This window comes from Kitasatospora sp. NPDC093806 (assembly GCF_040683335.1).
Taxonomy (GTDB): Bacteria; Actinomycetota; Actinomycetes; order Streptomycetales; family Streptomycetaceae; genus Kitasatospora.
Map to the genome: position 1 here is coordinate 15,914 of NZ_JBFBDO010000016.1, position 23,321 is coordinate 39,234.

Annotated in this window: 16 protein-coding genes; 7 read left to right on the forward strand and 9 right to left on the reverse strand. The window is 74.5% G+C overall.

The genetic code is table 11. From position 1 onward, the window contains the following. Positions 1-45 precede the first annotated feature (45 nt). Positions 46-702 carry a DedA family protein gene (locus AB0N76_RS11505; RefSeq protein ID WP_363555709.1) on the forward strand — a complete coding sequence of 219 codons (657 nt, stop codon included), beginning with the start codon at positions 46-48 and terminating at the stop codon, positions 700-702. A 10-nt stretch (positions 703-712) separates the two neighbouring features. Here AB0N76_RS11505 and AB0N76_RS11510 read toward each other — a convergent pair whose 3' ends face one another. After that, complete coding sequence (locus AB0N76_RS11510) at positions 713-1,456, reverse strand: PIG-L deacetylase family protein (protein ID WP_363555711.1); 744 nt, start codon at positions 1,454-1,456, stop codon at positions 713-715. A 268-nt stretch (positions 1,457-1,724) separates the two neighbouring features. Here AB0N76_RS11510 and AB0N76_RS11515 point away from each other — a divergent pair, with 268 nt between their 5' ends. The 5 genes from AB0N76_RS11515 to AB0N76_RS11535 all read left to right on the forward strand — a co-directional run bounded on the left by AB0N76_RS11515 (position 1,725) and on the right by AB0N76_RS11535 (position 7,489). After that, positions 1,725-2,771, forward strand: coding sequence for an NADP-dependent oxidoreductase (locus AB0N76_RS11515; protein WP_363555713.1), 1,047 nt, complete (start codon positions 1,725-1,727; stop codon positions 2,769-2,771). 29 nt (positions 2,772-2,800) lie between these two features. Beyond that, positions 2,801-3,181: a MerR family transcriptional regulator gene (locus AB0N76_RS11520; protein ID WP_363555715.1), complete on the forward strand. Its 381-nt coding sequence runs from the start codon at positions 2,801-2,803 to the stop codon at positions 3,179-3,181. A gap of 84 nt (positions 3,182-3,265) precedes the next feature. Further along, positions 3,266-3,931 carry a helix-turn-helix domain-containing protein gene (locus tag AB0N76_RS11525; RefSeq protein WP_363555717.1) on the forward strand — a complete coding sequence of 222 codons (666 nt, stop codon included), beginning with the start codon at positions 3,266-3,268 and terminating at the stop codon, positions 3,929-3,931. Next, entirely contained in the window at positions 3,928-5,238 is a 1,311-nt protein-coding gene (locus tag AB0N76_RS11530) for an MFS transporter (protein WP_363555719.1), read from the forward strand. The genes AB0N76_RS11525 and AB0N76_RS11530 overlap by 4 nt, the downstream gene beginning before the upstream one ends. A 259-nt stretch (positions 5,239-5,497) precedes the next feature. Further along, positions 5,498-7,489 carry an FUSC family protein gene (locus AB0N76_RS11535; RefSeq protein ID WP_363555721.1) on the forward strand — a complete coding sequence of 664 codons (1,992 nt, stop codon included), beginning with the start codon at positions 5,498-5,500 and terminating at the stop codon, positions 7,487-7,489. 60 nt (positions 7,490-7,549) lie between these two features. Here AB0N76_RS11535 and AB0N76_RS11540 read toward each other — a convergent pair whose 3' ends face one another. Beyond that, positions 7,550-8,956 carry an amidase gene (locus tag AB0N76_RS11540; RefSeq protein ID WP_363555723.1) on the reverse strand — a complete coding sequence of 469 codons (1,407 nt, stop codon included), beginning with the start codon at positions 8,954-8,956 and terminating at the stop codon, positions 7,550-7,552. Between the two features lie 239 nt (positions 8,957-9,195). Between AB0N76_RS11540 and AB0N76_RS11545 the strand changes: the two genes are divergently transcribed. Then, on the forward strand, positions 9,196-10,992 hold the full coding sequence (locus tag AB0N76_RS11545) for a beta-galactosidase family protein (RefSeq protein ID WP_363555725.1): 1,797 nt from the start codon (positions 9,196-9,198) through the stop codon (positions 10,990-10,992). Between the two features lie 36 nt (positions 10,993-11,028). Here AB0N76_RS11545 and AB0N76_RS11550 read toward each other — a convergent pair whose 3' ends face one another. The 7 genes from AB0N76_RS11550 to AB0N76_RS11580 all read right to left on the reverse strand — a co-directional run bounded on the left by AB0N76_RS11550 (position 11,029) and on the right by AB0N76_RS11580 (position 23,166). Then, a complete protein-coding gene (locus AB0N76_RS11550) occupies positions 11,029-12,267 on the reverse strand; it encodes a TIGR02679 family protein (RefSeq protein ID WP_363555727.1) in 1,239 nt (412 codons plus the stop codon). Beyond that, the gene (locus AB0N76_RS11555) at positions 12,264-16,424 is read right to left on the reverse strand and encodes a TIGR02680 family protein (protein ID WP_363555729.1); all 4,161 of its coding nucleotides are present in this window, start codon (positions 16,422-16,424) and stop codon (positions 12,264-12,266) included. Before AB0N76_RS11555 ends, AB0N76_RS11550 begins: the two co-directional genes overlap by 4 nt. Next, positions 16,421-17,671: a TIGR02678 family protein gene (locus tag AB0N76_RS11560; RefSeq protein ID WP_363555731.1), complete on the reverse strand. Its 1,251-nt coding sequence runs from the start codon at positions 17,669-17,671 to the stop codon at positions 16,421-16,423. Before AB0N76_RS11560 ends, AB0N76_RS11555 begins: the two co-directional genes overlap by 4 nt. Further along, a complete protein-coding gene (locus AB0N76_RS11565) occupies positions 17,668-19,188 on the reverse strand; it encodes a TIGR02677 family protein (RefSeq protein WP_363555733.1) in 1,521 nt (506 codons plus the stop codon). The genes AB0N76_RS11560 and AB0N76_RS11565 overlap by 4 nt, the downstream gene beginning before the upstream one ends. A gap of 125 nt (positions 19,189-19,313) precedes the next feature. Next, positions 19,314-20,681 (reverse strand): AAA family ATPase, encoded by a 1,368-nt coding sequence (locus tag AB0N76_RS11570; RefSeq protein ID WP_363555838.1) that lies wholly within the window; start codon positions 20,679-20,681, stop codon positions 19,314-19,316. A gap of 14 nt (positions 20,682-20,695) precedes the next feature. Continuing rightward, complete coding sequence (locus tag AB0N76_RS11575) at positions 20,696-22,195, reverse strand: hypothetical protein (protein ID WP_363555735.1); 1,500 nt, start codon at positions 22,193-22,195, stop codon at positions 20,696-20,698. Next, positions 22,192-23,166 (reverse strand): hypothetical protein, encoded by a 975-nt coding sequence (locus tag AB0N76_RS11580; RefSeq protein ID WP_363555737.1) that lies wholly within the window; start codon positions 23,164-23,166, stop codon positions 22,192-22,194. Before AB0N76_RS11580 ends, AB0N76_RS11575 begins: the two co-directional genes overlap by 4 nt. Positions 23,167-23,321: the final 155 nt, after the last annotated feature.

Below are 23,321 nucleotides of genomic sequence, written 5' to 3' on the forward strand. Positions count from 1 at the left end.
CCAGCGGCCACCGCCCCGGGCCGGCCCGGCCCGGGGCGGTGAGTCGTGCCGTCACTCACGGAGGCGGACCCGGCGCTGCCCGGGCCGCTCGCCGCCCTCGCCCCACTGCTGGACCAGTACGGCTACCCGGCGGTGGCGCTGTTCGTGCTGCTCGACAACTGCGGCGTCCCCGCGCCCGGCCAGACCATCCTGGTGCTGGCCGCCGTCTACGCCGGAACCGGACACCTGAACTTCGCCGCCGTGGTGGTGATCGCCTTCGTGGCGGCGGTGGTCGGCAACACGCTGGGTCACCTGATCGGCGCCACCGGCGGCCGGGCCTTCGTCCACCGCTGGGGCCGCTACGTCTGGCTCACCCCGGAGCGGATGGCCCGCGCGGAGGCGTTCTTCGCCCGGCACGGCGGCAAGGTGGTGACCGTCGCCCGGTTCATCGACGGGCTGCGGCAGACCAGCGGCATCATCGCCGGGACCACCGGGATGCCGTGGCCCCGGTTCCAGGTGTTCAACCTGCTCGGCGCGGCGCTCTGGGTGGGCGTCTGGTCCGGCTTCGGCTACCTGGCCGGCGCCCACATCGGCACCGTCTACCGGACGGCGGTCCGCTACCAGCTGTGGCTGCTGGTCGGGTTCGGCGTGCTGGTCGTCCTGCTGGCCGCCCGGCAGCTGCTCCGCCGCCGACGACGGCAGCGGAGCACCGGGGATTCCTAGCCGTCGGCTCCTAGCGCAGCCGGAAGACCTCGAAGGCCACCGCGAACCTGGTCCCCAGCCGGCTGCCGACGCCGCTGCCCGCGCCCTCCAGGAAGCCGCGCGCGTCCGCCATCCCGCCGCCCAGCCCGGCCAGGTACGCCCGGTGGGCCTCCAGCGAGGCCACCCCCCGGTCGAAGTGCTCGGTGGTGTCGACCGCGTGCGTCGACTCCGGCGAGGAGGCCGCCCAGATCTGCCGGACGCCGCCCCACGGCTCGTGGCCCTCCTCGACCAGCTCGCGGAAGACCCAGCGGTTCCCGGCGTCCCCCACCGCGGCCAGGGTGGCCCGGCCGACCGCGATGTGGTCGGCCTGGTTGAGGAAGGACCCGCCCCAGGTGTCACGGAAGTTGCTGGTGATGACGATGTCCGGGCGGTGCCGGCGGACCGCCCGGGCGATGTCGCGGCGCAGCGGCAGCCCGTACTCGATCACGCCGTCGGGGTGGCCGAGGAACTCGACGGTGTCGACGCCGACGATGGCGGCGGAGGCGATCTGCTCGGCCTCCCGCAGCGGGCCGCACTCGGCGGGGTCCATCCCGTCGATCCCGGCCTCGCCGCTGGTGACCATCACGTAGACGACCCGCTTGCCCTGGGCGGTCCAGCGGGCGACGGCGGCGGCCCCGCCGTACTCCATGTCGTCGGGGTGGGCGACGACCACGAGGGCGGTCTGCCAGTCCTCGTCGACGGGTTCGAAGGGCGCGGGGGTCTGCTGCTCGGTCATGGGTGGTGCCGCCTCTCGGTCGTACGGTCCCCAGCGGTTCCGACGGTTCCGACGGTTCCGGTGTTACGGATGGTGGAGGTGGTGCAGATGCTTCAGGTGGTTCTGGTGGTCCCGGTGGTGACTCTAGAAGATCATCGGGCCGGTCGGCAGGCGATCGCGGCAGCCGGGCGGCTCGGCGGGGCTTGCCCCTGACGCGCGGGTCAGGGGTTAGCGTCCGGGCACCCCGCGGCGGACCGGCCGCCGCGCCGGCACCCCTGGAGCGCCCGCCATGTCCTCCGTCCCGCCCGCCGCCCTCCCGTCCACCGCCCGCGAGGTGCGGCTCGCCAGCGCGCCCGACGGGCTGCCCGGCCCCGGGCACTTCACCGTGCTGGACGCCCCGCTCGCCGCGCCGGGCCCGGGCCAGGTGCTGGTCCGCAATCTGGCCTTCCTGGTCTTCCCCGGTCTGCGCTCGCTGATCGGCGGCGAGCTGGCGGAGCTGACGGACGCCCCGCTGCCGCCGATCGGACCGGGCCAGCCGCTGTTCGGGCCGGCCCTCGGCGAGGTGCTGGCCGCGCCCGAGGACGGGCCGCTGCGCCCGGGCGACCTGGTCACCCACCTGCTCGGCTGGCGGGACCACGCGGTCGCCGACGCCGCCGCGTTCACCCGGGTGGCCGACCCGGGGCCGGACCGGCTGGCCCTGCTCTCCCCCTCGGTCGCCGCGTACGGCGCGCTGACCCGCGCGACCGGGGTGCGGGCCGGGGACGTCGTGCTGGTCACCGGCGCGGCGGGCGCGGTCGGCACGGTGGCCGGGCAGCTGGCCCGGCTGCTGGGCGCGGCCCGGGTGATCGGCACCGCCGGCTCACCCGCCAAGGCCCGGCGGCTGACCGGGGAGCTCGGCTACGACGCCGCCCTGGTGCGCGGCGCGGGCCCGATCGCCGAGCAGCTCGCCGCGGCCGCGCCGGACGGGATCGACGTGCTGATCGACCTGGTCGGCGGCGAGCAGCTGACCGCCGCCGTGGACGCCGCCCGGCCGGGCGCGCGGTTCGCGCTGGTCGGGGCGCTGTCCGGGCAGCTGGACCCGGCGCGCCGGGGCGCCAGTTCACCGGCGGTGGTCGACACCTTCCGGCTGCTGGCCCGCAACGTCACCGTCCACGGGATCGGCGGGCAGCGGTACGCGGACCTGGAGGAGGAGTGGCTCCGGCGTCTGGTCGGCTGGCTGCGGGCCGGCGAGCTGGTCGTCCCCCGGACCGTGGTGCGGGGCATCGACCGGGCGCCCGAGGCGTTGTCCCGACTGTTCGACGGCGACGTCTTCGGCGTCACGCTCGTCGAGTTGTAGCGGACGCGCACCCAAAGCCAGGGGGACGGATGAGGATCGGCGACGCGGCGGCGGCTGCGGGGACCACGCCCAGGGCGCTGCGCTTCTACGAGCAGCGCGGGCTGCTGCCGCCGCCCGCCCGGACCTCCGCCGGCCAGCGCGAGTACGGGCCGGCGGAGGTGGCCCGGGTGCGGGTGATCCGGGCGCTGCTGGCGCTCGGGCTCACCGTCGACGACCTGGCCGGCCGCGCGCACCGGCTGGACCTGCTCGTCGGTGACGTGCCGCGCGGCTGCGCGTCCGTCGCCGAGGCCGGCCCGGACACCTTCGCCCCGGTGATCGAGCGGCGGCTGGCCGCCCTGGACGCCGAGATCGCGCGGCTGACCCGCCTCCGCGAGGCCTTGGCCCGGCACGCGCCGGGCGGTTCCGGGTAGGCGCCCCCGGCCACCGCCCAAGTTCCAGAGAGTTCTCTGCAGAGAAAGCTATGCAGAGAACTCTCTGCATCTTAGGATCGCCGTATGACCACCGAGCCCCCCACCGCACCCGAGCCCGCTTCCACGCCCGAGCCCCCTTCCGCACCCGGGCGCCCGCAGCGCCGGCTGGACGCGCGCAGCCTGCGCGGGCTCGCCCACCCCCTGCGGATGCGGATCTTCGAACTGCTCAACCTCGACGGCCCCGCCACCGCCACCCGGCTCGCCGAGCGGCTCGGCGAGAACACCGGCACCGTCAGCTGGCACCTGCGCCACCTCGCCGAACACGGCTTCATCGAGGAGGAGGCTGGCCGCGGCACCAAGCGCGAACGCTGGTGGCGGCGCGTCCCCGTCTCCAACTCGCTCGACATCGGCGACTTCCGCGACGACCCCGACACCCGCGGCCCGCTCGCGCTCTACCTGCACCAGCTCGTCCAGCAGTACTTCGACCGGGTCAACGACTACGTCACCGAGGACTGGCCGGACGAGTGGCGTGACGTCGGCACCATCGCGGACTGGAGCCGGCTGCGGCTGACCCCGGCCCAGCTCCGGGCACTCAACGAGGAGCTGGCCGCCGTCGTCGACCGCCACACCCCCGCCCCGGACGCCGAACCCGACCCGGCGGCGCTGCCGATCGTGGTCCAGCTCCAGTCCTTCCCGCGCCGCCCGCGCACCTCCGACAACGAGGACGAGCGGCAACGGAGCGCCGGGTGAACCGCGCCGCGCCCGGCGGGCTGCTCCGCCGGCACCGGGACTTCCGGCTGCTCTGGTGCGGCGAGACCGCCGGAAAGTTCGGCGCCTCCGTCACCGGCGTCGCCATGCCACTGATCGCCGTCGCCGAACTGCACGCCTCCACCTTCGAGATCGGCCTGCTCGGCGCGGCCGCCTGGGCCCCCTGGCTGCTGGTCGGCCTGCCGGCCGGCGTCTGGGTGGACCGCCTGCCGCGCCGCCCCGTCATGCTGGCCGCCGCGGCCGTCTCGCTGCTGCTGTTCGCCGCCGTCCCGGTGGCCGGCTGGACCGGCCGGCTCAGCACCGGCCTGCTGCTGGCCGTCGCCCTGCTCACCGGCACCGCGGCGGTCTTCTTCCAGACCGCCTACACCGCCTACCTGCCCGACCTGCTCGACCCCGCCGACCAGTCCGAGGGCAACGCCAAGCTGCACGGCAGCGCCTCCGCCGCCCAGATCGCCGGCCTCGGCTCCGGCGGTCTGATCGCCCAGCTGGCCGGCGCCGTCAACGGCATGTTCGCCAACGCCGCGACCTTCCTCGTCGCGCTGCTCTGCCTGGGCCGGATCCGGCACCGCGAGACGCCGCGCCCCCGGTCCGCCACCGGCCGGTCGCTGCGGCGGGAGGTCGCCGAGGGGCTCGGGCTGCTCGCCGGGGACCGCTGGCTGCGCGCCCTGACCCTGTTCGGGGCCGCCTCCAACCTCGCCCTGATGGGCTACCAGTCGATCCAGGTCGCCTTCCTGGTCCGCGAGGTCGGCCTGGCCTCCGGCACCGTCGGCGGGCTGATCGCGGCCGCCGCGAGCGGCGGCGTGCTCGGGGCGTTCGCCGCCCGCCGGGTCGCCGCCCGGATCGGCACGGCCCGCGCGATGCTCCTGTCCGAGCTGGGCCTGCCCGCGCTCGCCCTGCTCATCCCGCTCACCGGCGCCGGTCCGGGCGTGCTCTGGTACGCGGTCGGCGGGTTCAGCGTCTCGGCCGGGGTGGTGGCCGGGAACGTCATCAAGGCGGGCTTCCAGCAGCGCTACTGCCCGCCCGAGCTGCTCGGCCGGCTCAGCGCCAGCGCCGCCGTCCTCAACTACGGCACCATCCCGCTCGGCGCCCTGCTCGCCGGCCTCCTGGGCACCGCGCTCGGCCTGCGCCCGGCGATGTGGCTGACCACCGCCGGCGTCCCGCTCGCCGCCCTCGTCCTGCTGTTCTCCCCGGTCGGCCGCACCCGCGACCTCCCCACCACCCCGTCCCCGGCGGAGCCGCACCCGACACCACCGGACCGGCGGCGCGGGATCAGCCGTAGCCGAGCGTGAACCCGACCGTCTGCTCCTCCGAGTTCCGGCCGCCGGTGGTCCTCCCGCCCTCGCACCTCGTCCCAGAGACGACGGCCCGGCAGACGCCGACCGGCAGGTTCCCACCCGCCGCCGCCGCCGTCGTGCGTCGGGTCCGCCGAGGGTTCCCGGGCCGGGACGGTCGAACCGGCGGACGGACGACCGGACACCCGTGTTCGCCCGGCGACGGGTGCGCTCGGCTCGGCGGGCCCGGAGTGGCGGCGGGCCGTACGTTGGCTGCATGGCACAGCGTGCGCCGGGCGGGCGGCCCGGCCCTCCGCCGGCGCCCGGCTGGCTGACCGCCGGGCTGCGGCCGGCGCCCGCGCCGGTGCCCTGGGCGGCGGTGGCCCGCGCCGCCGTCGCGCTCGCCGCGCCGCTCGCCGTCGGCTTCGCGGCCGACCGGCCCGCGTACGGGGCGCTGGTCTCGATGGGCGCGCTGTCCGCCGTCATCGGCGACACCGCCGACGCCTACCGGATGCGGTTCTTCAACATCGCCGTGCCGCAGCTGTTCGGCGCGGCCGGCGTCGCCCTCGGCACCCTGGTGTACGGGAGCGACTGGACGGCCGTGGCCGTGCTCACCCTGGTCGCCCTGGTCTCCGGGATGATCTCCTCGATCGGCTCGGTCGCCTCCGTCTCCGGCCTGCTGCTCCTGCTCAACGCCGTCGTCGGGGCCGGGCTGCCGATGCCGCAGCCGTGGTGGAAGGCCCCGCTGCTGCTGACCGTCGGCGGCGCCTTCGTACTGCTGCTCACCCTGTTCGCCTGGCCGCTGCGCGGCGGCGTGCCGGAACGGGCGGCGGTCGCCGACAGCTACCGGACGGTCGCCGCGTTCGTCCGGGCCGCCGGCACCCCGGAGCACGACGAGCGACGGCAGGACGTCACCCGGTCGCTCGACTCCTCCTACGACCTGCTGCTCGCCCACCGCACCCGCCGGCACGGCCGCTCCCCCGGGCTGAGCCGGCTGATCGCCCAGCTCAACGCGCTGATGCCGATCGTCGAGGCGACCTCCGCCGCCAAACTGCGCCCGGCCCGGCTCGGCCCGCTGCCGGAGGCGTACCCGGCGGCGGTGCTGGCGCTCGCCGACACCGTCGAACGGGGCCGCGCACCCGGCCCGTCCCCGCCCCGGGACCTGGCGCTGCCCGCGCCGACCGGCCCCTCCGAACGGGCCCTGGACCAGGCGCTGCGCTACGCGGCCGCCGTCGACGTCGAACCGGACCGCGCCCACCCGCACCACGCCACCCCCGCCCCCGACCGGCTGGGCAGCCCCGCCGCGCCCCGGGTGCGGGCCCGGCGCGCGGCCCGGGCGGCGCTGCTCTCCGGCGCGTCCTGGCACTACGGCCTGCGGCTGGCGCTCTGCATCGGCCTGGCCCAGGTGCTGGTCTCGGTGCTCCCGGTACCCCGCTCGTACTGGGTGGCGCTGACCGTCACCTTCGTCCTGAAGCCCGACTTCGGCTCGGTCTTCTCCCGCGCCGTGCTGCGCGCGGCCGGCACCGCCGCCGGACTGCTGATCGCCATGCCGGTGCTCGCCGAGGTGCCGCGCGGCTGGTGGGACGTGCCGACCACGGCCGTGCTGGCGATGCTGATCCCGGCGTTCTCGGCGAAGGGCTACGCGTTCCAGACGGCGGCGATCACCCCGGTGATCCTGCTCCTCTCCGACCTGCTCAACCACCAGGGGTTCGGGCTCGTCCTGCCCCGGCTCTACGACTCGCTGATCGGCTGCGCGATCGCGCTGGTGGCCGGCTACCTGTGCTGGCCGGAGTCCTGGCACACCCGGATCGGCGACCGGCTGGCCGACGCGGTCGCGGACGCCGCCGGGTACGTGGCGCTGGCCTTCGCCGCCGCGCCCGGGCGGGACCAGCTGTCCCGGCCCCGGCAGCGGCGCCGGCTCTACCGGGACCTCTCGGGGGTGCGCTCGGAGTTCCAGCGGGCGCTCACCGAACCGCCGCCGACCGGGACCAGGGCGGCGGCCTGGTGGCCGCTGGTGATCGCGGTCGAGCGGGTGGTGGAGGCCACCACCGCGACCCGGGTCCGGGTCGAGCACGGTGAACCGCCGCCCCCGCCGGAGGAGGTCGCCGCGATCGCCGCCGACCTGACCGCACTGGCCGCCGCGATCCGCACCGGCACCCCGCTGCCCGCCCGGCCCGAGGCGGAGGCCGAGGCGCCCGCCGAGGTCCTCGGCCCGCTGCGCCGCGAGGTCCGGGCCGCCTGCGCGATCGCCTCCCCCGTCCTCGGCTGAACCCGGCCGGCCCGCACCGCCCGCCGCCCGCTCGGCCCCGCACTGGTCAGCCCCGCCCGCTCAGTCCTGGATCCGCCGCCAGGGCCGGTCCGCCTCCAGCGCGAACGCGAGCTCCAGCAGCACCCGCTCCTCCCCGTGCGCCGCCGACAGGTGCACCCCGACCGGCAGCCCGTCCGCGGCCGCCCCGACCGGCAGCGCGAGCCCCGGCCCGCCCGTGACGTTGTTGACCGGTGTGAACGCCACGTACCGGGTCAGCCGGGCGAGCAGCTCGTCGAACGCCACGTTCGGGCTCAGGTGCCCGATCGGCGGCGCGACGTGCGCCAGCACCGGCGACAGGATCACGTCGTACGTCTCGAACATCCCCGCGTACGTCCGCTCGGCCTGCCGGAGCCGCCGCACCACGCCCGGCACCCGCGCGAACTCGCGGTGGAAGAGCCGGCGCAGCCCGGTGGTGAGGCCGTCCAGCTCGCGGGCCCGGAAGCCCGGGTCGACGGTGAGCCGGCCGGTGGCGGCGATCAGGAAGGCGAGGTAGCCCCAGTACAGGACGAAGTCGCGGGAGAACTCCTCGCCGAACGGCAGGGTCGCCGGGGTGACGTGGTGGCCCATCGCGGCCAGCCGGCCCGCCGTCTCCTCGACCGCCGCGCGGGTCGGCCCGTCGGTGGTCGCGGTCGGCGAGTCGGTGACCAGGCCGATCCGCAGCGGGCGCTCGCCCGGGCCCTCGACCAGGCCGAGCGGCGGCAGCGCGGGGTTGCGGCGGTGCCGTTCGGCGGCGGCGAGGAAGACGGCGGTGTCGCGGACGGACCGGGTCAGCACGCCGTCGGTGATCAGGTCGACGGGCAGCCGGCGGCCCTGGTCGTTGGGGACGGTCCGGCCGCGGGTGGGCTTGAGGCCGACCAGGCCGCAGCAGGCGGCCGGGATCCGGATCGAGCCGCCGCCGTCGTTGGCGTGGGCGATCGGGACGACGCCGGCGGCGACCAGGGCGGCCGCGCCGCCGGAGGAGGCGCCCGCGGAGTGCGAGGTCTTCCAGGGGTTGCGGACCGGGCGGGCCTCGGCGTACTCGGTCGAGGCGTTCAGCCCGAACTCCGGCAGCCGGGTCTTTCCGAGCACGCTCAGACCGGTGCCGAGGAACTGTTCGGCGAACCCGGCGGTGCGGCGGGCGGGCTTGGCGCGGAAGGCCGAACTGCCCTGCCCGGTGGGCATGCCGCGCAGGTCGGTGTTGTCCTTGAGGAAGCTGGGCACGCCGTACAGCGGGCTGTCCGGGCCGGCGTCGGGCCCGGTCCGGGCCCGCCCGTACGCGGCGAAGGCGACCGGGGCGAGCACCGCGTCGATCCGTTCGGCGCGGGCGGCCGCGGCGGCGGCCAGCTCGTCCGGACCGACCTCGCCGGCCCGGACCCGGGCGGCCAGCGCCACCGCGTCGTCCTCTCCCAGCGCGTCGTCGCCGTACGCGTGCACCCGCTCCTCGGCCATCCGGACTCCCCATCCCTACCGGTCGGTGTCGACACCCCGCGGCAACCGACCTACCCGTCGGTAATGCCGCGCGGGCTGTGCAGTCTAGGCCCGCCCGGGCCGCCCGGAACACCCCGCCGCACCGGCTCGCCGGGCACGATCACCCCGCACCGCCCGTTTCGTCCTGCGACGCCCCTGGGCTCCCGACCGCCGGGCCCGACTCCCGGCAGCCCGCGTCACCACCGAAAGCTGGTCAGCGCATGATCGAGCTCGACTACGACGACACCGGGTTCCGGCGCAACGGCGCCCCGCACCGCATCGTCGCCGGCGCCCTGCACTACTTCCGGGTCCACCCCGACCTGTGGGACGACCGGTTGGCCCGCCTGCGCGCCCTGGGCGTCAACACCGTCGACACCTACATCCCGTGGAACTTCCACGAGCTCCCCTCCGGCGAGCTGGACTTCACCGGCTGGCGGGACGTCGCCCGGTTCGTCCGGCTGGCCCGGGAGCACGACCTGGACGTCATCCTCCGCCCCGGCCCGTACATCTGCGCCGAGTGGGAGTTCGGCGGCCTGCCGGCCCGGCTGCTGGCCGTCGACGGGATCCGGCTGCGCAGCTCCGACCCGGCCTTCCTGGCCGCGGTGGACGGCTGGTTCGACGCCCTGGTGCCCGAGCTGCTGCCGCTGCTGGCGAGCCGGGGCGGCCCGGTGGTGGCCGTCCAGGTGGAGAACGAGTACGGCAGCTACGGCAACGACGCCGCCTACCTGGCGCACCTGCGGGACGGCCTGGTCGCGCGCGGGGTGGACTGCCTGCTGTTCACCGCCGACGGGTCCGAGGACTTCATGCAGCAGGGCGGCGCGATCCCGGGCCTGCTGGCCACCGCCACCTTCGGCTCCCGCGCGCCCGAGCGCTTCGAGGTGCTCCGGCGCCAGCAGCCGAAGGGCCCGCTGGCCGCGATGGAGTTCTGGATCGGCTGGTTCGACCGGATCGGCGAGCCGCACCACGTCCGGGACGTCGCGGAGACCGCCGCGTCGCTGGACGAGCTGCTCGCCACCGGCGCCTCGGTCAACCTCTACATGGCGCACGGCGGCACCAACTTCGGCCTCTGGGCGGGAGCCAACCACTCCGGCACCGGCCCGGACGCCCCCGGCTACGAGCCGACCGTCACCAGCTACGACTACGACGCGCCGATCGGCGAGGCCGGCGAGCTGACCCCGAAGTTCCACGCCCTGCGCGAGGTGATCGGCAAGTACGTCCCGCTCCCGGAGGGCGAACTCCCCGCCCAGCCGCCCCGGTTGGCGCCGCGCCGGCTGGACCGCGCGACCGGCCGGGTCCGGCTGCTGGACTCGCTGGACGCCCTCTCCACTCCGGTGCGCCGGCCCGCCCCGGAGCCGATGGAGCGGGTCGGCCAGTCCCTCGGCCTGATCCACTACCGCACCCACGTCCCCGGCCCGCGCCCGGAAATGCCGCTGCGGATCGACGGCATCGGCGACCGCGCCCAGGTCTTCGCCGACGGCCGCCCGCTCGGCACCCTCCACCGCGACGACCCCGGCGCGACCCTCCCGCTGGCCACCGGCCCGGCCGGCGCCACCCTGGACATCCTGGTCGAGGCCCTCGGCCGCGCCAACTACGGGCCGCAGCTCGACGACCGCAAGGGCATCCGGCGCGGCGTCTCGCACGAGCGCCAGCGCCTGCTCGGCTGGGAGATCCGCCCGCTCCCGCTCACCGACCTGTCCGCGCTCGCCTTCGACGCGGCCGCCGAGGCCGCCGACGACGACCCGGCCTTCCACCGCTTCGAGACCGAGCTCGACGCCCCGGCCGACGCCTTCGTCGCCCTCCCCGGCTGGGGCCGCGGCCTGCTCTGGCTCAACGGCTTCCTGCTCGGCCGCTACACCGAGGAGGGCCCGCAGCGCACCCTCTACGCCCCCGCCCCGCTCTGGCGGCCGGGCCGCAACACCCTCGTCCTGCTGGAACTCGCCCGCCACGCCGAGGCCCTCGAACTCCGCGACCACCCCGACCTCGGCCCCACCACCCGCGCCCCCAGCGCCGACTACTGACGACTGGGCATCCGTGCCGCCGACCGACCGAGTGGTTCAGGCCAGGCCGGCGGCACGCGCGAGATCCTCGAGCAGGAGATCCGCGACCACCTCCTCGACCACCGCGATCCGCAGCTCGAGCAGGCTCGGGGCGAGATCCGCGTCCCACGGCGCCGGCGTGATCCGGCCGAGGTCCGGACCCCGCCGGACCCGGCCGGCCGTCTGCCGATAGTCCTTGGCCGACAGCCGCCACGGCTCGGCGGCAGTCTTGGCCATCACATACGCGGCGATCCGTACGCCCTCACCGTCGAAGTCGCCGTGATAGCGAAGCGGTGCTCCGTGCTCGGCGAGCAGCCTCAGCAACCGGACCACCGCGGTGGTGGGCCAGCCCGAGGTGCAGACCAGGGGCGGGCAGGAGGAGCCGAACCGCTTCAGCGCGAGCGCGAGCACGCTGGGGTTCTCCGTCACATGGACGGGGACGGCCGGGAAGACGACCTCTCCCGGGACACGGAGCTGGGCGAGCGTCAGGCTGAGCGGGTGCGCCGCATCGGCGCAGATCCGGGCGATCCTGGCAACCGGACCGTCGCCGAGCGGGCGGAGTCCGGCCGTGAGCACGGTACTGGAGAGCTGGTCGTCAGCCACGCCGGCGCGGCCCCAGAGGCTGCGCCGTTCGTTCGCGCCCTCCGGAACCGGCGTGTCGTGAAGGGCTGCGAGTGCCTTGAGCACCAGGGTCGAGAGCCGGGTTCCGTCGTCCAGCGCGTGCGAGTCCCCGTCGACCACCCTGGCGGCGAGCACCGGGAGCGGCTCACCGTCGGCCGGCAGTCCGGCCAGGACCGCCAGCGCGGCGGTCAGCAGCGCCCGTGTACGATCGGCCGAGCCGTCGACGAGCCCTGCTGCCCGCAATTGGGCGGCCCAGTCCACGAGGGCCGGCTGGGCCCGGACGACCTCGTGGCCGGCCAACCAGTCCCAGAGTGCGAGCCGCTCCCCCCGGCTCTGTTCCCGTTCGGTCCTCCGGTCACCGATCGGGCCGACCAGCTCGGCCACCAGCTGCCGGACGGTCAAACCGCAGACTTCGGACAAGGCGACGTCGAGCTGTGCCAGCCGGACCGTCGGCCGGGGTCCGGGCAGGCGGTCGAGGCCGAGGAGGTCTGCGACCGCCTCCTGGCCGGCCGCATCGAGCGGACCGACCCGCACCCGGCCGACCGGACCGCCGGCCGACATCCGGTGATGGAGGGCCCGCCAGAGCGGCCGCAGCTCCGGCCGGTCCAGCCCGTGGCCCACCTGCTTCTTCGTCATGACAGTGTCGACTCCTGGTCCGTCCGACCGGGGACCGGCTCACCCTCGTCCGGGATCAGGTCGGCCCCGGTCCAGACGAACCGCGCACTGGTCACGGCGTCGTCGCCGTCGCTGCCGGCAATCAACTGATGCACGGCGATCCCGGGCAGCTCCTGGTAACTGCACCACTCATGGTCAGAGGTGAGCAGCAGGTCGAGATCGAGCCCCGCGAGCAGACCGAAAACCTGACCGCGGTTGGTGCTGTCGACGCCGACGAAGACCTCGTCGAGCAGGATCAATCGTGGAGCCGCGGCGACGGCCTCGTAGTGCGCGGCCACCGCGGCGAACAGCGGCAGGTGCAGAGCGATCGCCTTCTCGCCACCGGAGAGCGCTCCGTGCAGCTTCTTGGTGAGCAGTTGCCAGCTGGCGCCGTTGCCTCTGTCAAGTTTGACCACGAACTGGTGCCAGGCCGTGTAGTCGAGGACCTCGGCCAGTTGTTCCTCCCACGTGGCCGCCGTGTTCTTTACCTTGGCCTCGTCGATCCGACCGCGGAAGAAGGCGAAGAGCGCCTCCCGGTCGGCCTCGGTGATCCGGGCCGGGTCCTTCAGCAGCAGTTCCCGGGCCGCCCGGGTGCCCGGGGGCAGGTCGGGGTGGATCTGCCACACCAGGCGGACCGCCACCTTCGACGCCGTCCGGACACGGGCGAGGTGGCCGTTCATCCGGTCGACCAGGTCGGTGGCTTGCCGGATGCGGGAGGCGAGATGGCGTCGGGTGTCGCCCGTCAGGGTTCGTTCGAACAGGTCGCGCTCGGCTGCGGTGATGTCGTCGCTGCTGCGCTTGCGGTCCTCGGTGAGCATGGCCAAGAGCCCCGCGGCGCCGGTGCGGATGCCGTCGACGGAGGCGGTGAGCAGGTGGATGTCCTCGTCGGCCTCCAGCTCCACGTCCGCCCGGCCGCCGAGGCTCTGCCGGGCACGGTGGACGGCCTCCGACAGCCTGTTGAGGGAGTCGCCGAGGTTCCGGGCGCTGTGAGGGATGCTCGGCCAGGCCGCCGCGACATCCCGCGCCGCGTCCAAGGTGGCGCGCGTACCGTCCTCGCCGGTCAGCGCGACCGCGCGGCCCGCGTCCTCCGGCAGGCCGAGCACGCACAGGTGGCGGAACCTGCGGGCGGCGGCGTCACGCGACTCGACCGACCGCTCGTACTGCTCGACGTCCTGCGTCATGGTCGTGCGCAGCGCGCCGATCCGGCCCTCCAAGGTGATCAGCTCGGCGGTCAGATCGGCAGCCTCCCGGCGGCTACGCGCCTGAGTCAGCCGGAGATCGTCGAGGCGGGCAGCAAGCTGCCGGTAGTCCTCGCCGACGCTGCTCTCGACGGCTTCGAGGGTGGCCGCGAGCCCCCGGGCCTCGGCCTCGGCGCCCGTCGCCGCCTCCGAGCTCTCCAGGGCGGCGGCGCGCACGCTGTCCGCGTGGCGTTGGGCGAGGCCCCAGGCGCTGTGTGCGGTGGCCCAGTCCAGGTGACCATCCAGCCAGATGTCGGCCTGCTCGCGCAGCGCGGTCACGGCTGCGGCGACCCGGTCGAGGGCGACCCGGTCGGTTGGCAGGCCGTACTCCGCGGAGATCCCGGCAAGTGCCCGTTGGGCACGGGCCACAGCGGTCTCCCGATCGGCGAGCCGGGTGACCGCGTCCCGGACCGCTTCCTCCCGGGTGCCAAGGTCCGATTCGGCTCGTTCCCTGGTCCGGGTCGCCTCGGCGAGGGCCTGGTGACCGGGCCGCGCGCGGAGGTCCGCGGCAAGCCGGTCGCGGCGTTCGGTCAGAGCACGGAGCACCTGCTCGTGCGTCTCGGCGGCGGTTTCGGCCTCGGCGAGCCGGACGGTCAGTTCGGCGATCCGGCGCTGTCGGGCACGCTCCCGGGCAGCCGCGCCGAGGTAGCAGGCCTCGTGCTTGGACCAGGTCCCGGTGAGCGGGGCGAGCCGCCAGGCACCGTCGGCGGCGACGGCTACCGGGTGATCGGCCGGAAGGTGGGGCCCATACGCGACGCCGGCGAGCAGCCGGCGGATGACGCCGGCCGGGACGGGCGCGTCGGACTCCGGCCGCAGGACGTCGAGCAGGGACGAGCCGGACACGGCGTCCGCCAGACCGGGAAGGGCGTAGGTGTCGTGGCCGGGTGCCGTGACCGCGCCGTCGGGTGTCACCCAGGCGTCCAGCAAACCTGCTGCCTCCAAGGCCGCCTCCACGCCCGCCTGTTCGGCGGCGGCCGCCTCAGCGCGGAAGGCCACCAGGCGCCAGAGCGGTGCGCCGGGAAGGTCGGCCCGATCGCTCGTCCGGAAGGCCGGTGCCGCCGGTACCAGCTCTGTCTCGGCCGCCGTCCGGGCCAGTTCGTCGGAGATCCGCTGCCGGTACTCGAGGGCGGCCTCACGATCGGCGGTGGCGGTGGTCTCAAGGGCGGTGAGAGTCTTCTCCACCTTCCGGGCCGCCGAGTTGACCAGGTCAAGCACGGCTGTCTCGGTGGCCGCGCGGGCGGCGAGTTCCTCCGGATCGTCGATGACGAGTTCGGTGCATTCGTCCACCGCCCACTGCCGGAGCCGGCCGGCCTGCTCGTCCAGGGCGGTGTCGTGGGCTCGGACGGCCTCGTCGAGCCGACCGGTCGCGTCGGAGAGCCGCTCACGGGCCTGTTCCAGGTGTCCTTCGGCGGTCTGCCGGTCGGTCCGGGCCTGCTCGTGACGGCCGAGCGCCGAGCGGACCTGGCCGATCTGTTCCTGGCGCACCGATACGGCGCCGCGGAACAGCACGCGGGCGCCGCGCACCCGGCCGGCCACCTCGGTGGCCGGGGCGGCGACCACCGTCGGCCGCAGGGCTACGGACGGCGGCTCCGCCGGGCCGTCCAGCAGCCTCCGGGCCTCGCCACACACGGACTCCATCGCCGCCCGCCGCGCGGCGGCCCGGCTGTCCTCCTCGGCGGCGCGGACGTGCGCGAGATGATGCTCGACCTGCCGTCGGACCGATTCGGCTCCGTCCTGTTCCGTCTCTGCCGCCCGGCGCTTCACCTCGGCGCTCTCCCGCAGGTTCCTAGCGACCCGTTGTGCCTGGTCAGCGCGGCGGCGCAGCTGGTCGATCTCCTGTCCTTCCCGGTATACCTCGGAATCGAGCAGCCCTTGGATCGCACCCTCGACCTCCTGCCCGGTGTGCTCGGCCGCCGTCCGGGCAATCTCCACCTCGGTCCGCCGGTCGAGCGCCGTCGCGTGGTCCTGCTCGCTCTCCCGGACGACCCTGGTGAGGTTGTCCATCTCGGTGGTGGCCGAGATGAGCGCGGCGGCCCCGGCCCGCAGGACGCGCCGGGCGTATCCGCGCTGCTGGCTCGCCACCGCGTCCGCCGCCGCAACCTCCTCGTCGAGCGACCTGAGGTGCTCCCGTTGCCGGTCCAGTCGCTCGAAGCCCTCGGCGAGTTCGGTGATCTCGCCCTCGCCGAGCGGCGGCAGCGCCCGCGAGAGCAGCGAGGAGAGCAGTGCCGGGTCGAGGCGTTCGGAGAGCTTGGGGGTCCGCAGTTGGAGGAGTGCGGTGATCAGGGCGTCGTAGCGCTGCTCGCTCAGGCCGGGGAAGAGCGTGGTCCGGACGGCGGTCCGGTAATCTGCAGCGGCTCCGTGTACCTCGCCGTCACCCCGCAGGGCCTCGGCGAGCGCGGCTTTGGTGAGCGGCTGGCCCGCTCCGTTGACGAGGTCGAGTCCGCCGGGTCGGCTGACGCGCAGGGTGGTGGTGAAGTAGTCCGCGGTGACACCGGCGGTGTGCACGCTCGCCTGGAGCCGTGCCCCGCAGGTGAACCAGCGGGGCTGCCCGCCCCGCACGGTGCGGAACTCCACCCAGACGTAGCCGATACGGGTCTTGCCGGACGCGCCCTCGCCCATGAGATTCCAGTGCATGGTGCGTTCGGAGCCGCCGAACGTGGAGAGCCGGTTGGGCCGCAGGTTGGCGTCGAACAGGAAGGGCAGCAGTACTTCCAGGGCCTTGGACTTGCCGGTGCCGTTGTGCCCGCGCAGGAGCAACCGGCCGTCGTGGAAGGTGAAGGTCTCGTCGAAGTAGCGCCAGACGTTGAGGATGCCCGCCCTGGTCGGCTGCCAGCGAGCCGTCCGATCGAACGTCTCGGTGTCGGGCTCGGCCGTCCGGGCCGGAAGTTCCGTCACGTTCATCGAGGGTCCTCCTCCTGGGTGGTCGGTGGCTCGGTCATCGCCACGCGGTAGCGGGCCGCGGCGGGACGGGCGACTGTCCGGGAGCCGGCCTGCCGGACGAGCCCGAAGTCTGCGAGGACGCGCACGGCGTCGGTGGCCAGCCCTTGGGGACCGTCGGCGGTCTGGTAGGTCTTCGCCCAGGTGGGGTGGCGACGCAGCAGTTCGGCCGCCTCGGCCGCGAGTTGTTCCGGCAGCAGGCCGCCGGGCGCGGCGATCAGGGGTTCGAGCAGGAGGAGCGCGGTGACCCGCGCGGTGGCCGAATCGTCCGGGAACCTGCTGTCGGTGGCGATCCCGTCGGGGTCGACGAGCAGCAGCCCGTCGGCCCGTTCCTCCAGGACGAAGCCGCCCTGTTCCGCGGCGCGGCGGACGATCTGGCGTCCGGTCGGCGTGGTGAGGTAGGCCAGTTCCTCGGCCGACAGGTCCTCGTGATGAAGCACCGGGTCGTCGAGGAGGCGCCGGAACACGGTGTGCCGCAGCCGGAGGTTGCGTTGGGTCTCCGAGGCCGGGGGCCGTCCGTCGTTGCCCGAGCCGCCGTAGCGGTGTTCGTGGAGCGTCTCGGTGAGCAGTTCCTCGAAGCGCCGCGGCACCTCTCCAGGTGGCACGGCCAGGCGGGAGGGGCCGACGGGGGCCGAGATAAGGCGGGTGAGCACGGTGGTGTCGACCCGGTAGAGCACCTTGGCCTCGGCCGACTCCGCGAAGCTCTCGGTGGCGCCGTCCAGGACGAGGAGCGCCCCGTAGGACTCCAGCAGTTTCAGCGCGTCGACGAGGGCCATGCGCTCCGAACCACTGGCGGTGTCGAAGGACGGCAGCGCCTCGTCGGTCGCACAGGCCTGGACGACACGATCGGCGAGCAGGCCGATGGTGATCACCGGCACTGGTAGCAGCTCCGCCGCGGCGACACAGAGCAGGGTGTAGCGGCGGCGGTCGAACGGGGACCGGCCGTGGCGTAGGCGTTTGGCGGGGCGGGAGGCGTCCCGGCTCCCGAGGACCTTGAACAGGCGGGCGTAACCGAGGCGGGGTTCGACCACGAGGTGCCAACCGCAGTGGTAGTCGAACCACCTGGCCAGCAGCGACTGGCGACGCCGGACCAGCTCGAAGGCGACCGGGTCGGCCCGGTCGGTGATCAGCGGCCGGCCCAGCAGGAGCCGGATGCCGCGGGCCACCTCCTCGCGTTCGGCGACGACCAGTTGGTTGGCGAGCGAGCTCATTCGGCGGCATCCAGTCGGGGTCTCCGGGAAGCGGCCGATCCCGGCCGTCCGATCTCCACCAGGTAGTCGGGTCCCTCCAGCCGCCCGCGAACGGTTTGGAGCACGGCGCTCCGGCCGTCCGGGGCGGGCCACAGGACGATCTCGATCCGGCCGTCCGAGGTGACGGCCCGACGGGCACCGCTGCTGTCCACGGGGCCGGCCAGCGCCCGGCCCAGGAGTTCCAGCAACCGTTCGAAGACGAGGTGATCAAGTCGACCGAAGTGGGAGAGCCGCACCGGGCCCTCCGTCCGCAGGAAGTCCCAGGCCGCCTCCACTTCGGCGCGCTCCTTGCGGGCACGTTCCGCCCGGGCGGCCTTGAGCGCCTCGATGTCACGCACCCTGCCGGTCCGGGTAAACCGCTCGGTCCGCCCGCTGGTTCGGAGCAACGCGGACACCTGGACCGGCGGGGCCTGCGCCCATGCGGTGGACGAGGGCACCAGCTCCGGGTCCTGGTGGGCGAGGTGGTGGTGACGGGCCGGGCCGAGGCCGAACGCGGCCGACCAGAGGCGGTGCAGGTCGTCGTCGGTCGGCGCGGCCGTGAACCATCTGGCCAGCTCCCGGTAGTCCTCGGCCGCGCTGGAGGAGCGTCGCCGCGACTCGGTGATCCGGTCGAGCACCTGGAGCAGCGTCACGATCGCCCGGCGGGCCACGTCGTGCAGCCGTTCGACCCGGGGACGGGCCCCGTCACTGGGCAGGAACCAGGCGCGCAGCCCCTCCCAACGGGCCCTGCGCCGCCCGAGCCAGTCCCCGCTCTGCTCGGATCCCGCGGTCGGCGGCAGTTCGGCCCCGCGCAGCGCCCGCGCGTGCAACAGGCTCACTCCGTGCCGCTCGACCCGGGTGACAGCGGAGGCGACCCGCTGTCCGCGCTGGTCGAGGTTGAGCAGGAACTCCTGGAGATAGGTCACCGTGGCGGCCTTGACCTCGCGGAAGGTCGAGAGGTCGGCGCCCTCGGTGCGCAGCAGGCGCTGCAGCTCACCGTTGAACGCCTTGGTGTTCGCGAGCAGCGCGTCGAGGTGGCCTTCCAGTTCGTGCAAGGTGCTGTAGATGCGCCGGTCAGGCGAGGCCGGCTCGTCCAGCAGCAGGCAGAGTTCGTCGAGCCGGTCGGCGATCGCCTCCAGCACGGCGGTCTGGAGCGCGCCGGTCGAGGTCAGCACCGACAGCGCGTGCTCCATGCCGGCGAGCGCGGCCTCGCCCATCCTGGTCAGCGAGTACTGGAGATTGCGGCGCTCGTACTCCTCGGCGGTGCGGTAGTTCTCGGCGTGGTTCTGCACGACGTCGAGCAGTCCCCAGCCCTTGAGCTGCCGTAGCCGCTCCTGCAGGTCCGCGTCCTCTACCGGGTCGAGCCAGCCGACGGTCCGCAGCCGGGCCCGGACCTCGTCGAGACCGAGTGCGGTCTCCAGCCGCTCGTTCGCGGCACCGAACGCGCGCAGGATCGCGGTGTGGACCTCGGCGCGGTCGCCGGTCGTGAACCGGAACATCCCTGATGGCACCCGTCGCACTGCGTCCCCTCCCCTCGGGCCGTCGGCCCGTCCCAACCGTATGTGCCCGCATCAGCCGGGTACCGCCGGTCCCCCGAATCCCGCCCGGCCACCGCCCCGGTGTGCTAGGAGAGCCGGGCCCGGTGCTCCGGCCGCTCCAGCCGGTCCATCACCGTCTGGTGGGCCCGCCAGCCGTCCGGGAACTTCGGCGGCACGTCCAAGTGCACCGGGCTGCTTCGGGGGTGCCGGTCGAGCAGGTCCCGGATTCCTGCCCGGGCCACGACGATGCAGGCGAACCGGTGCCGGGACAGCAGGACGCACAGGCGCCCGGTCTCCATGTGGAAGGCGGAGGCGTCCGGCCGGCCGGAGAGCGGGTGCCAGACCAGGGTGACGTCGAACTCCCGCCCCTGGAGGCGGTTGGCGGTGTCCACGGTGATCTCCGTGAGGCCGCGTTCGGCCAGCCGGGATCTCACGGCGTCCACCTGGATCGTGCGCGCCGCGCCGATGGCGATCCGGGACTGGTCCAGCGGATCGCCGTTGACCAGCGCGCCGCGTTCCAGCAACCGGGCCGCCGTCGCGGCGAGCGCCTCGGCGGTCTGCGGGTCGTGGTCGAGGGTGTGGCGGCCGGGGAGTTCCAGGTAGCCCCAGCCGGTGGCGGCGGCCTGGCCGAGCACCTGGTCCTCCGGCGTCGTCTGATGGGGCACGCTGCCGTAGTCGAGGACGCGATCGCCCGTCGTGGTCCCAGACTCGAAGGGGTAGAAAGGGTAGAACGCCTTCTCCACGAGGGGCGCGGCCATCGCGGGCAGCCGCCAGGAGATCGGCAGCTGGTGCCTGCGCAGGCTCGGCTCGTGGGCGAGGGTGACGTCGACGGCGTTGCGCAGCGGGTCCCAGCTGAGGCCGTGCCAGCGGTCGGTGTCCACGGTGGCGAACGGGTCGAGCTGACCGGGGTCGCCGACGAAGAGCACCTGCGAGTCGGGCGCGTCGAACAGTGGGGCGGTGGCGAGCAGGTTATCGGACCGCATCTGGTAGGCCTCGTCGACGATGGCCCAGCGCCAGGTCCCGGACTTCCCGGCGTCGACGCGTGCCCACTTGGCGGCCGTGGACACGACGACGGGCAGGTCGCGCAGGGCGTCGATACCGGCGGCGCCGGTGACGTTCGGGTGGCGGGCCACCCGTGCGGGCAGCACGAACTCGGACTTGTGCAGCCGTCCGACCGGCAGGTCCGGGTACTCCCGGGCGATGTTGTCCACGAGGTCGTCGACCTGCTCGTTGGTCTGGGCGACGATCATCACCTGGTGGCCGGCCGAGGTGAGGTGACCGGCGGCGCGCTTGACCAGGGTGGACTTTCCGGCGCCCGGCGGGGAGTCGACGACCACCCCACGACCGGCGGCCGTGTCGAGGTCGGCCAGGATCCCGGCGACCGCCCGGTCGGCGCGGGCGCCCGGGCTCGTGTCGTCGACAGCGGGCGTGCGGGGGCGCGGAACCGGTGTCATGGACGTGGTCGGGTTCACTCCCACTCCTCCTCGGCGTCCTCTTCGGTGGGTTCGTAGGGTTGGCGCGGTCCCCCGTGGGTCCACGGGGTGTCCTCCTCCGCGGGCAACGCCGTCGGCATCGTGTCCAGGCTGAGCACCGTGTAGGTCAGCTGCTCGTCCGTTTCGGCGAGCGTGCCGGGCGGGGCGGGCGGCTTGCGCTTGTTCGCGAAGCCTCCGCTGAGCTGGAGCACCACCAGGTGGGTGCCGTCGTGCGGGGTCACGTCGATGATCTCGGCGGACTGGCCCGGCCGGGCGGGGGAGATCACCTTCGCCCCGGTCTCGAGGCGCAGCGGGCGGTCGGTGCGGATGGTGATCGTCGGCCGCCAGAGCGGACTCCTCGCACCGGGGAGGAGCCGGTCCTCGTCCCGGGCGACGACTCTCCCGCTGAACGCCTCGCCCGTCAGCTCGTACTCGGCCATCACCAACGGGTCGTCGTAGGCGCGTTCGACGGCGTACCGCGTGGCCGCGTCCTCCAGCCGCGCGAGCCGCCGGGCCGCGCCCACCGCGCGATCGCGCCGCCCCTGCGGGTGGCCGTGCTCCTCCAGGTAGGCGGCGTACTCGGTGAACCAGCGGCGGTCGTAGGCCCACCGGGCGGCGACGCGCCCGCCCTCGGGCAACGCCCGGGCCAGGCCGACACCGCGCCAGACGAGGTCCCAGGTCGGCCGAAGCTGTGCCAGCAGCGCGAGGTCGATCCGCTCGCCCACCCGTTCCCGCACTTGGCCCGCGGTCTCCTCGAACCGGTCGAACAGGTCGTGCAGGACGGTGTCGAAGCCCGGCTCGGTGGCCGGGCCGGCGGGCGGCCACGCCAGCGGGTCCTCGGCGGCCCGGGCGGCCTCGGCGCCGCTGCTTCCCTCGGGCGGGTCGATCCAGGCGACCAGCGCCGCCAGGTGGGAGTCCTCGGCGGAACTCTGGCCGGTCGCCCAGTGGGCGGTGAGGAGGCGGCTCGCCGCGAGCATCGTGCTGGAGCCCGGGAACTCCGCCTGGTCGGCGAGCCAGGTCAGCCACTTTCCGAGCCGTGGCACGTCAGGATGCACGGCGTGCGGGCCCTCGGTGGCGCGCAGGCGGGTGAGCCGACCGAGGAGGCGGACGTAGGCGATGCCCTCGCCATTCGGGACGAGGAGCTGCGGCGCGCGCAGGGCGCGCTCCCGCTCCTCCTTCTCCTTGCCCCGCCCGGCGGTGTAGGTCTCGGTATCGGCGCGGCAGTCCTCGATGTACGGCAGGAGCAGCGCGGCGAGTTCCTCGACGAAGCGGAACCGCATGTCGCGGTCTCTGGGCCGGCGGACCGTCAGCAGGAGCGGATGTTCGGGGTCGGTCCCGGCCAGGGCCGCGAGCGGTGCGCAGGCCTCCCCGGCGAGCGTGAGCGGCACCAGGACGAAGGGCTTCTCGTCGAGGTGCTGGTGCCGGACGGTCGTAAGTGGCTGGGCCCTGCCGCTCTGGGTCGCACGCAGGGTGGCGACCGTGGTGAGCATGCTCATGCGACCTCTCCTCGGCGCAGCCGGTGCAGGTGTTCCGCGGCGAGCAGCAGCTCGACGGTCTCGGTGGCCTCCTCGCCGGCCACCAGCACGCCGTCGAGATAGGCGAGGGCGGTGCTCGTGGAATCGATGCCGGGCAGGTCGTTCCGCAGCGCGCCGCCCAATCGGGCCGGGGCCGCGAACGCGTCCGCCTCGTCGCGGCAGTGGTGCGCCATCTCGCAGAAGGACAGGCAGTCGGGGACGTAGGCGGCGTCCAGCCTCCCCACCGTGTCCCGGAGTTCGCCGGGTTCCCGTTCGGTGTCCAGCGTCGCCGCGGCCGGCAGATCGCGGACCAGGTCCTCGGCCCGGTGCAGCCGGTTCAGCTGGAACTCCAGCGCGTCGAGCTCCTGCCGCAGGTCGACCTGGCGGAGGTAGGGCCGGTTGGAGAAGTCCTTGGGGCAGACGAGCAGGAAGGTGTCGGCGATCTGCCCCTGATCGAGCCCGGCGGCCCGGAAGGCCTGCCGCAGCGCGAGCACGTGCACTGCGGCCTGCTTCGCGGTCTGCGCGACCGCCGTCGGATTGGCCTGGCCGTCGATCGCGGGGAAGGACCGGATGGCGACGATGTGGAACCTTCCGTCGATCCGGTGGGTGAGCACGTCCGGCTCCAGGTAGGCGAGTCGGCCCGCCACCTCCAGGGTGAGGACCGGGTTCTGGAGGATCAGCCGCTCCTCGTCACCGGCCGCGACGCGTTCGATGAGTCCCCGGGTCTCCCGCTCACGCGTGGCGAGCGTGGTGACGCCGCCGACGTCGGTGAGGTCCTGCAGTTTGGCCTCCTCGACCGGGACGCCCAGTTCCTCGCGGAGCAGCCGGATCAGTTCGGCGTACGAGCCCCACCGCACGGAGGACTTGAACGCCTCCTCCCGGGCGATGGCGAAGGGGGACTGCCCGAAGCGGGGTTCGTGACCCATCCTCCGGGCCAGGGCGGTCTTGTCCACCCCCGAGGCGTCCAGGACAGCCCGGCGCGAGCAGGCCGGATTGGCGGTCAGAGCGGTGATCTTCCGCGCCGTATACGGCTGCGGCGGCCGGTCTCCGCGCAATCGGGAGAGTCGGTCGGGGGGTTCGGGCTGCTGAGGAGGCATCGTCTCGTCTT

Excerpts from the sequence above, each read along its gene's own strand:
- AB0N76_RS11510 (WP_363555711.1), bottom strand. The coding sequence starts at position 1,456 with ATGACCGAGCAGCAGACCCCCGCGCCCTTCGAACCCGTCGACGAGGAC.
- AB0N76_RS11515 (WP_363555713.1), top strand. The coding sequence starts at position 1,725 with ATGTCCTCCGTCCCGCCCGCCGCCCTCCCGTCCACCGCCCGCGAGGTG.
- AB0N76_RS11520 (WP_363555715.1), top strand. The coding sequence starts at position 2,801 with ATGAGGATCGGCGACGCGGCGGCGGCTGCGGGGACCACGCCCAGGGCG.
- AB0N76_RS11525 (WP_363555717.1), top strand. The coding sequence starts at position 3,266 with ATGACCACCGAGCCCCCCACCGCACCCGAGCCCGCTTCCACGCCCGAG.
- AB0N76_RS11535 (WP_363555721.1), top strand. The coding sequence starts at position 5,498 with ATGGCACAGCGTGCGCCGGGCGGGCGGCCCGGCCCTCCGCCGGCGCCC.
- AB0N76_RS11540 (WP_363555723.1), bottom strand. The coding sequence starts at position 8,956 with ATGGCCGAGGAGCGGGTGCACGCGTACGGCGACGACGCGCTGGGAGAG.
- AB0N76_RS11545 (WP_363555725.1), top strand. The coding sequence starts at position 9,196 with ATGATCGAGCTCGACTACGACGACACCGGGTTCCGGCGCAACGGCGCC.
- AB0N76_RS11550 (WP_363555727.1), bottom strand. The coding sequence starts at position 12,267 with ATGACGAAGAAGCAGGTGGGCCACGGGCTGGACCGGCCGGAGCTGCGG.
- AB0N76_RS11555 (WP_363555729.1), bottom strand. The coding sequence starts at position 16,424 with ATGAACGTGACGGAACTTCCGGCCCGGACGGCCGAGCCCGACACCGAG.
- AB0N76_RS11560 (WP_363555731.1), bottom strand. The coding sequence starts at position 17,671 with ATGAGCTCGCTCGCCAACCAACTGGTCGTCGCCGAACGCGAGGAGGTG.
- AB0N76_RS11565 (WP_363555733.1), bottom strand. The coding sequence starts at position 19,188 with ATGTTCCGGTTCACGACCGGCGACCGCGCCGAGGTCCACACCGCGATC.
- AB0N76_RS11570 (WP_363555838.1), bottom strand. The coding sequence starts at position 20,681 with ATGACACCGGTTCCGCGCCCCCGCACGCCCGCTGTCGACGACACGAGC.
- AB0N76_RS11575 (WP_363555735.1), bottom strand. The coding sequence starts at position 22,195 with ATGAGCATGCTCACCACGGTCGCCACCCTGCGTGCGACCCAGAGCGGC.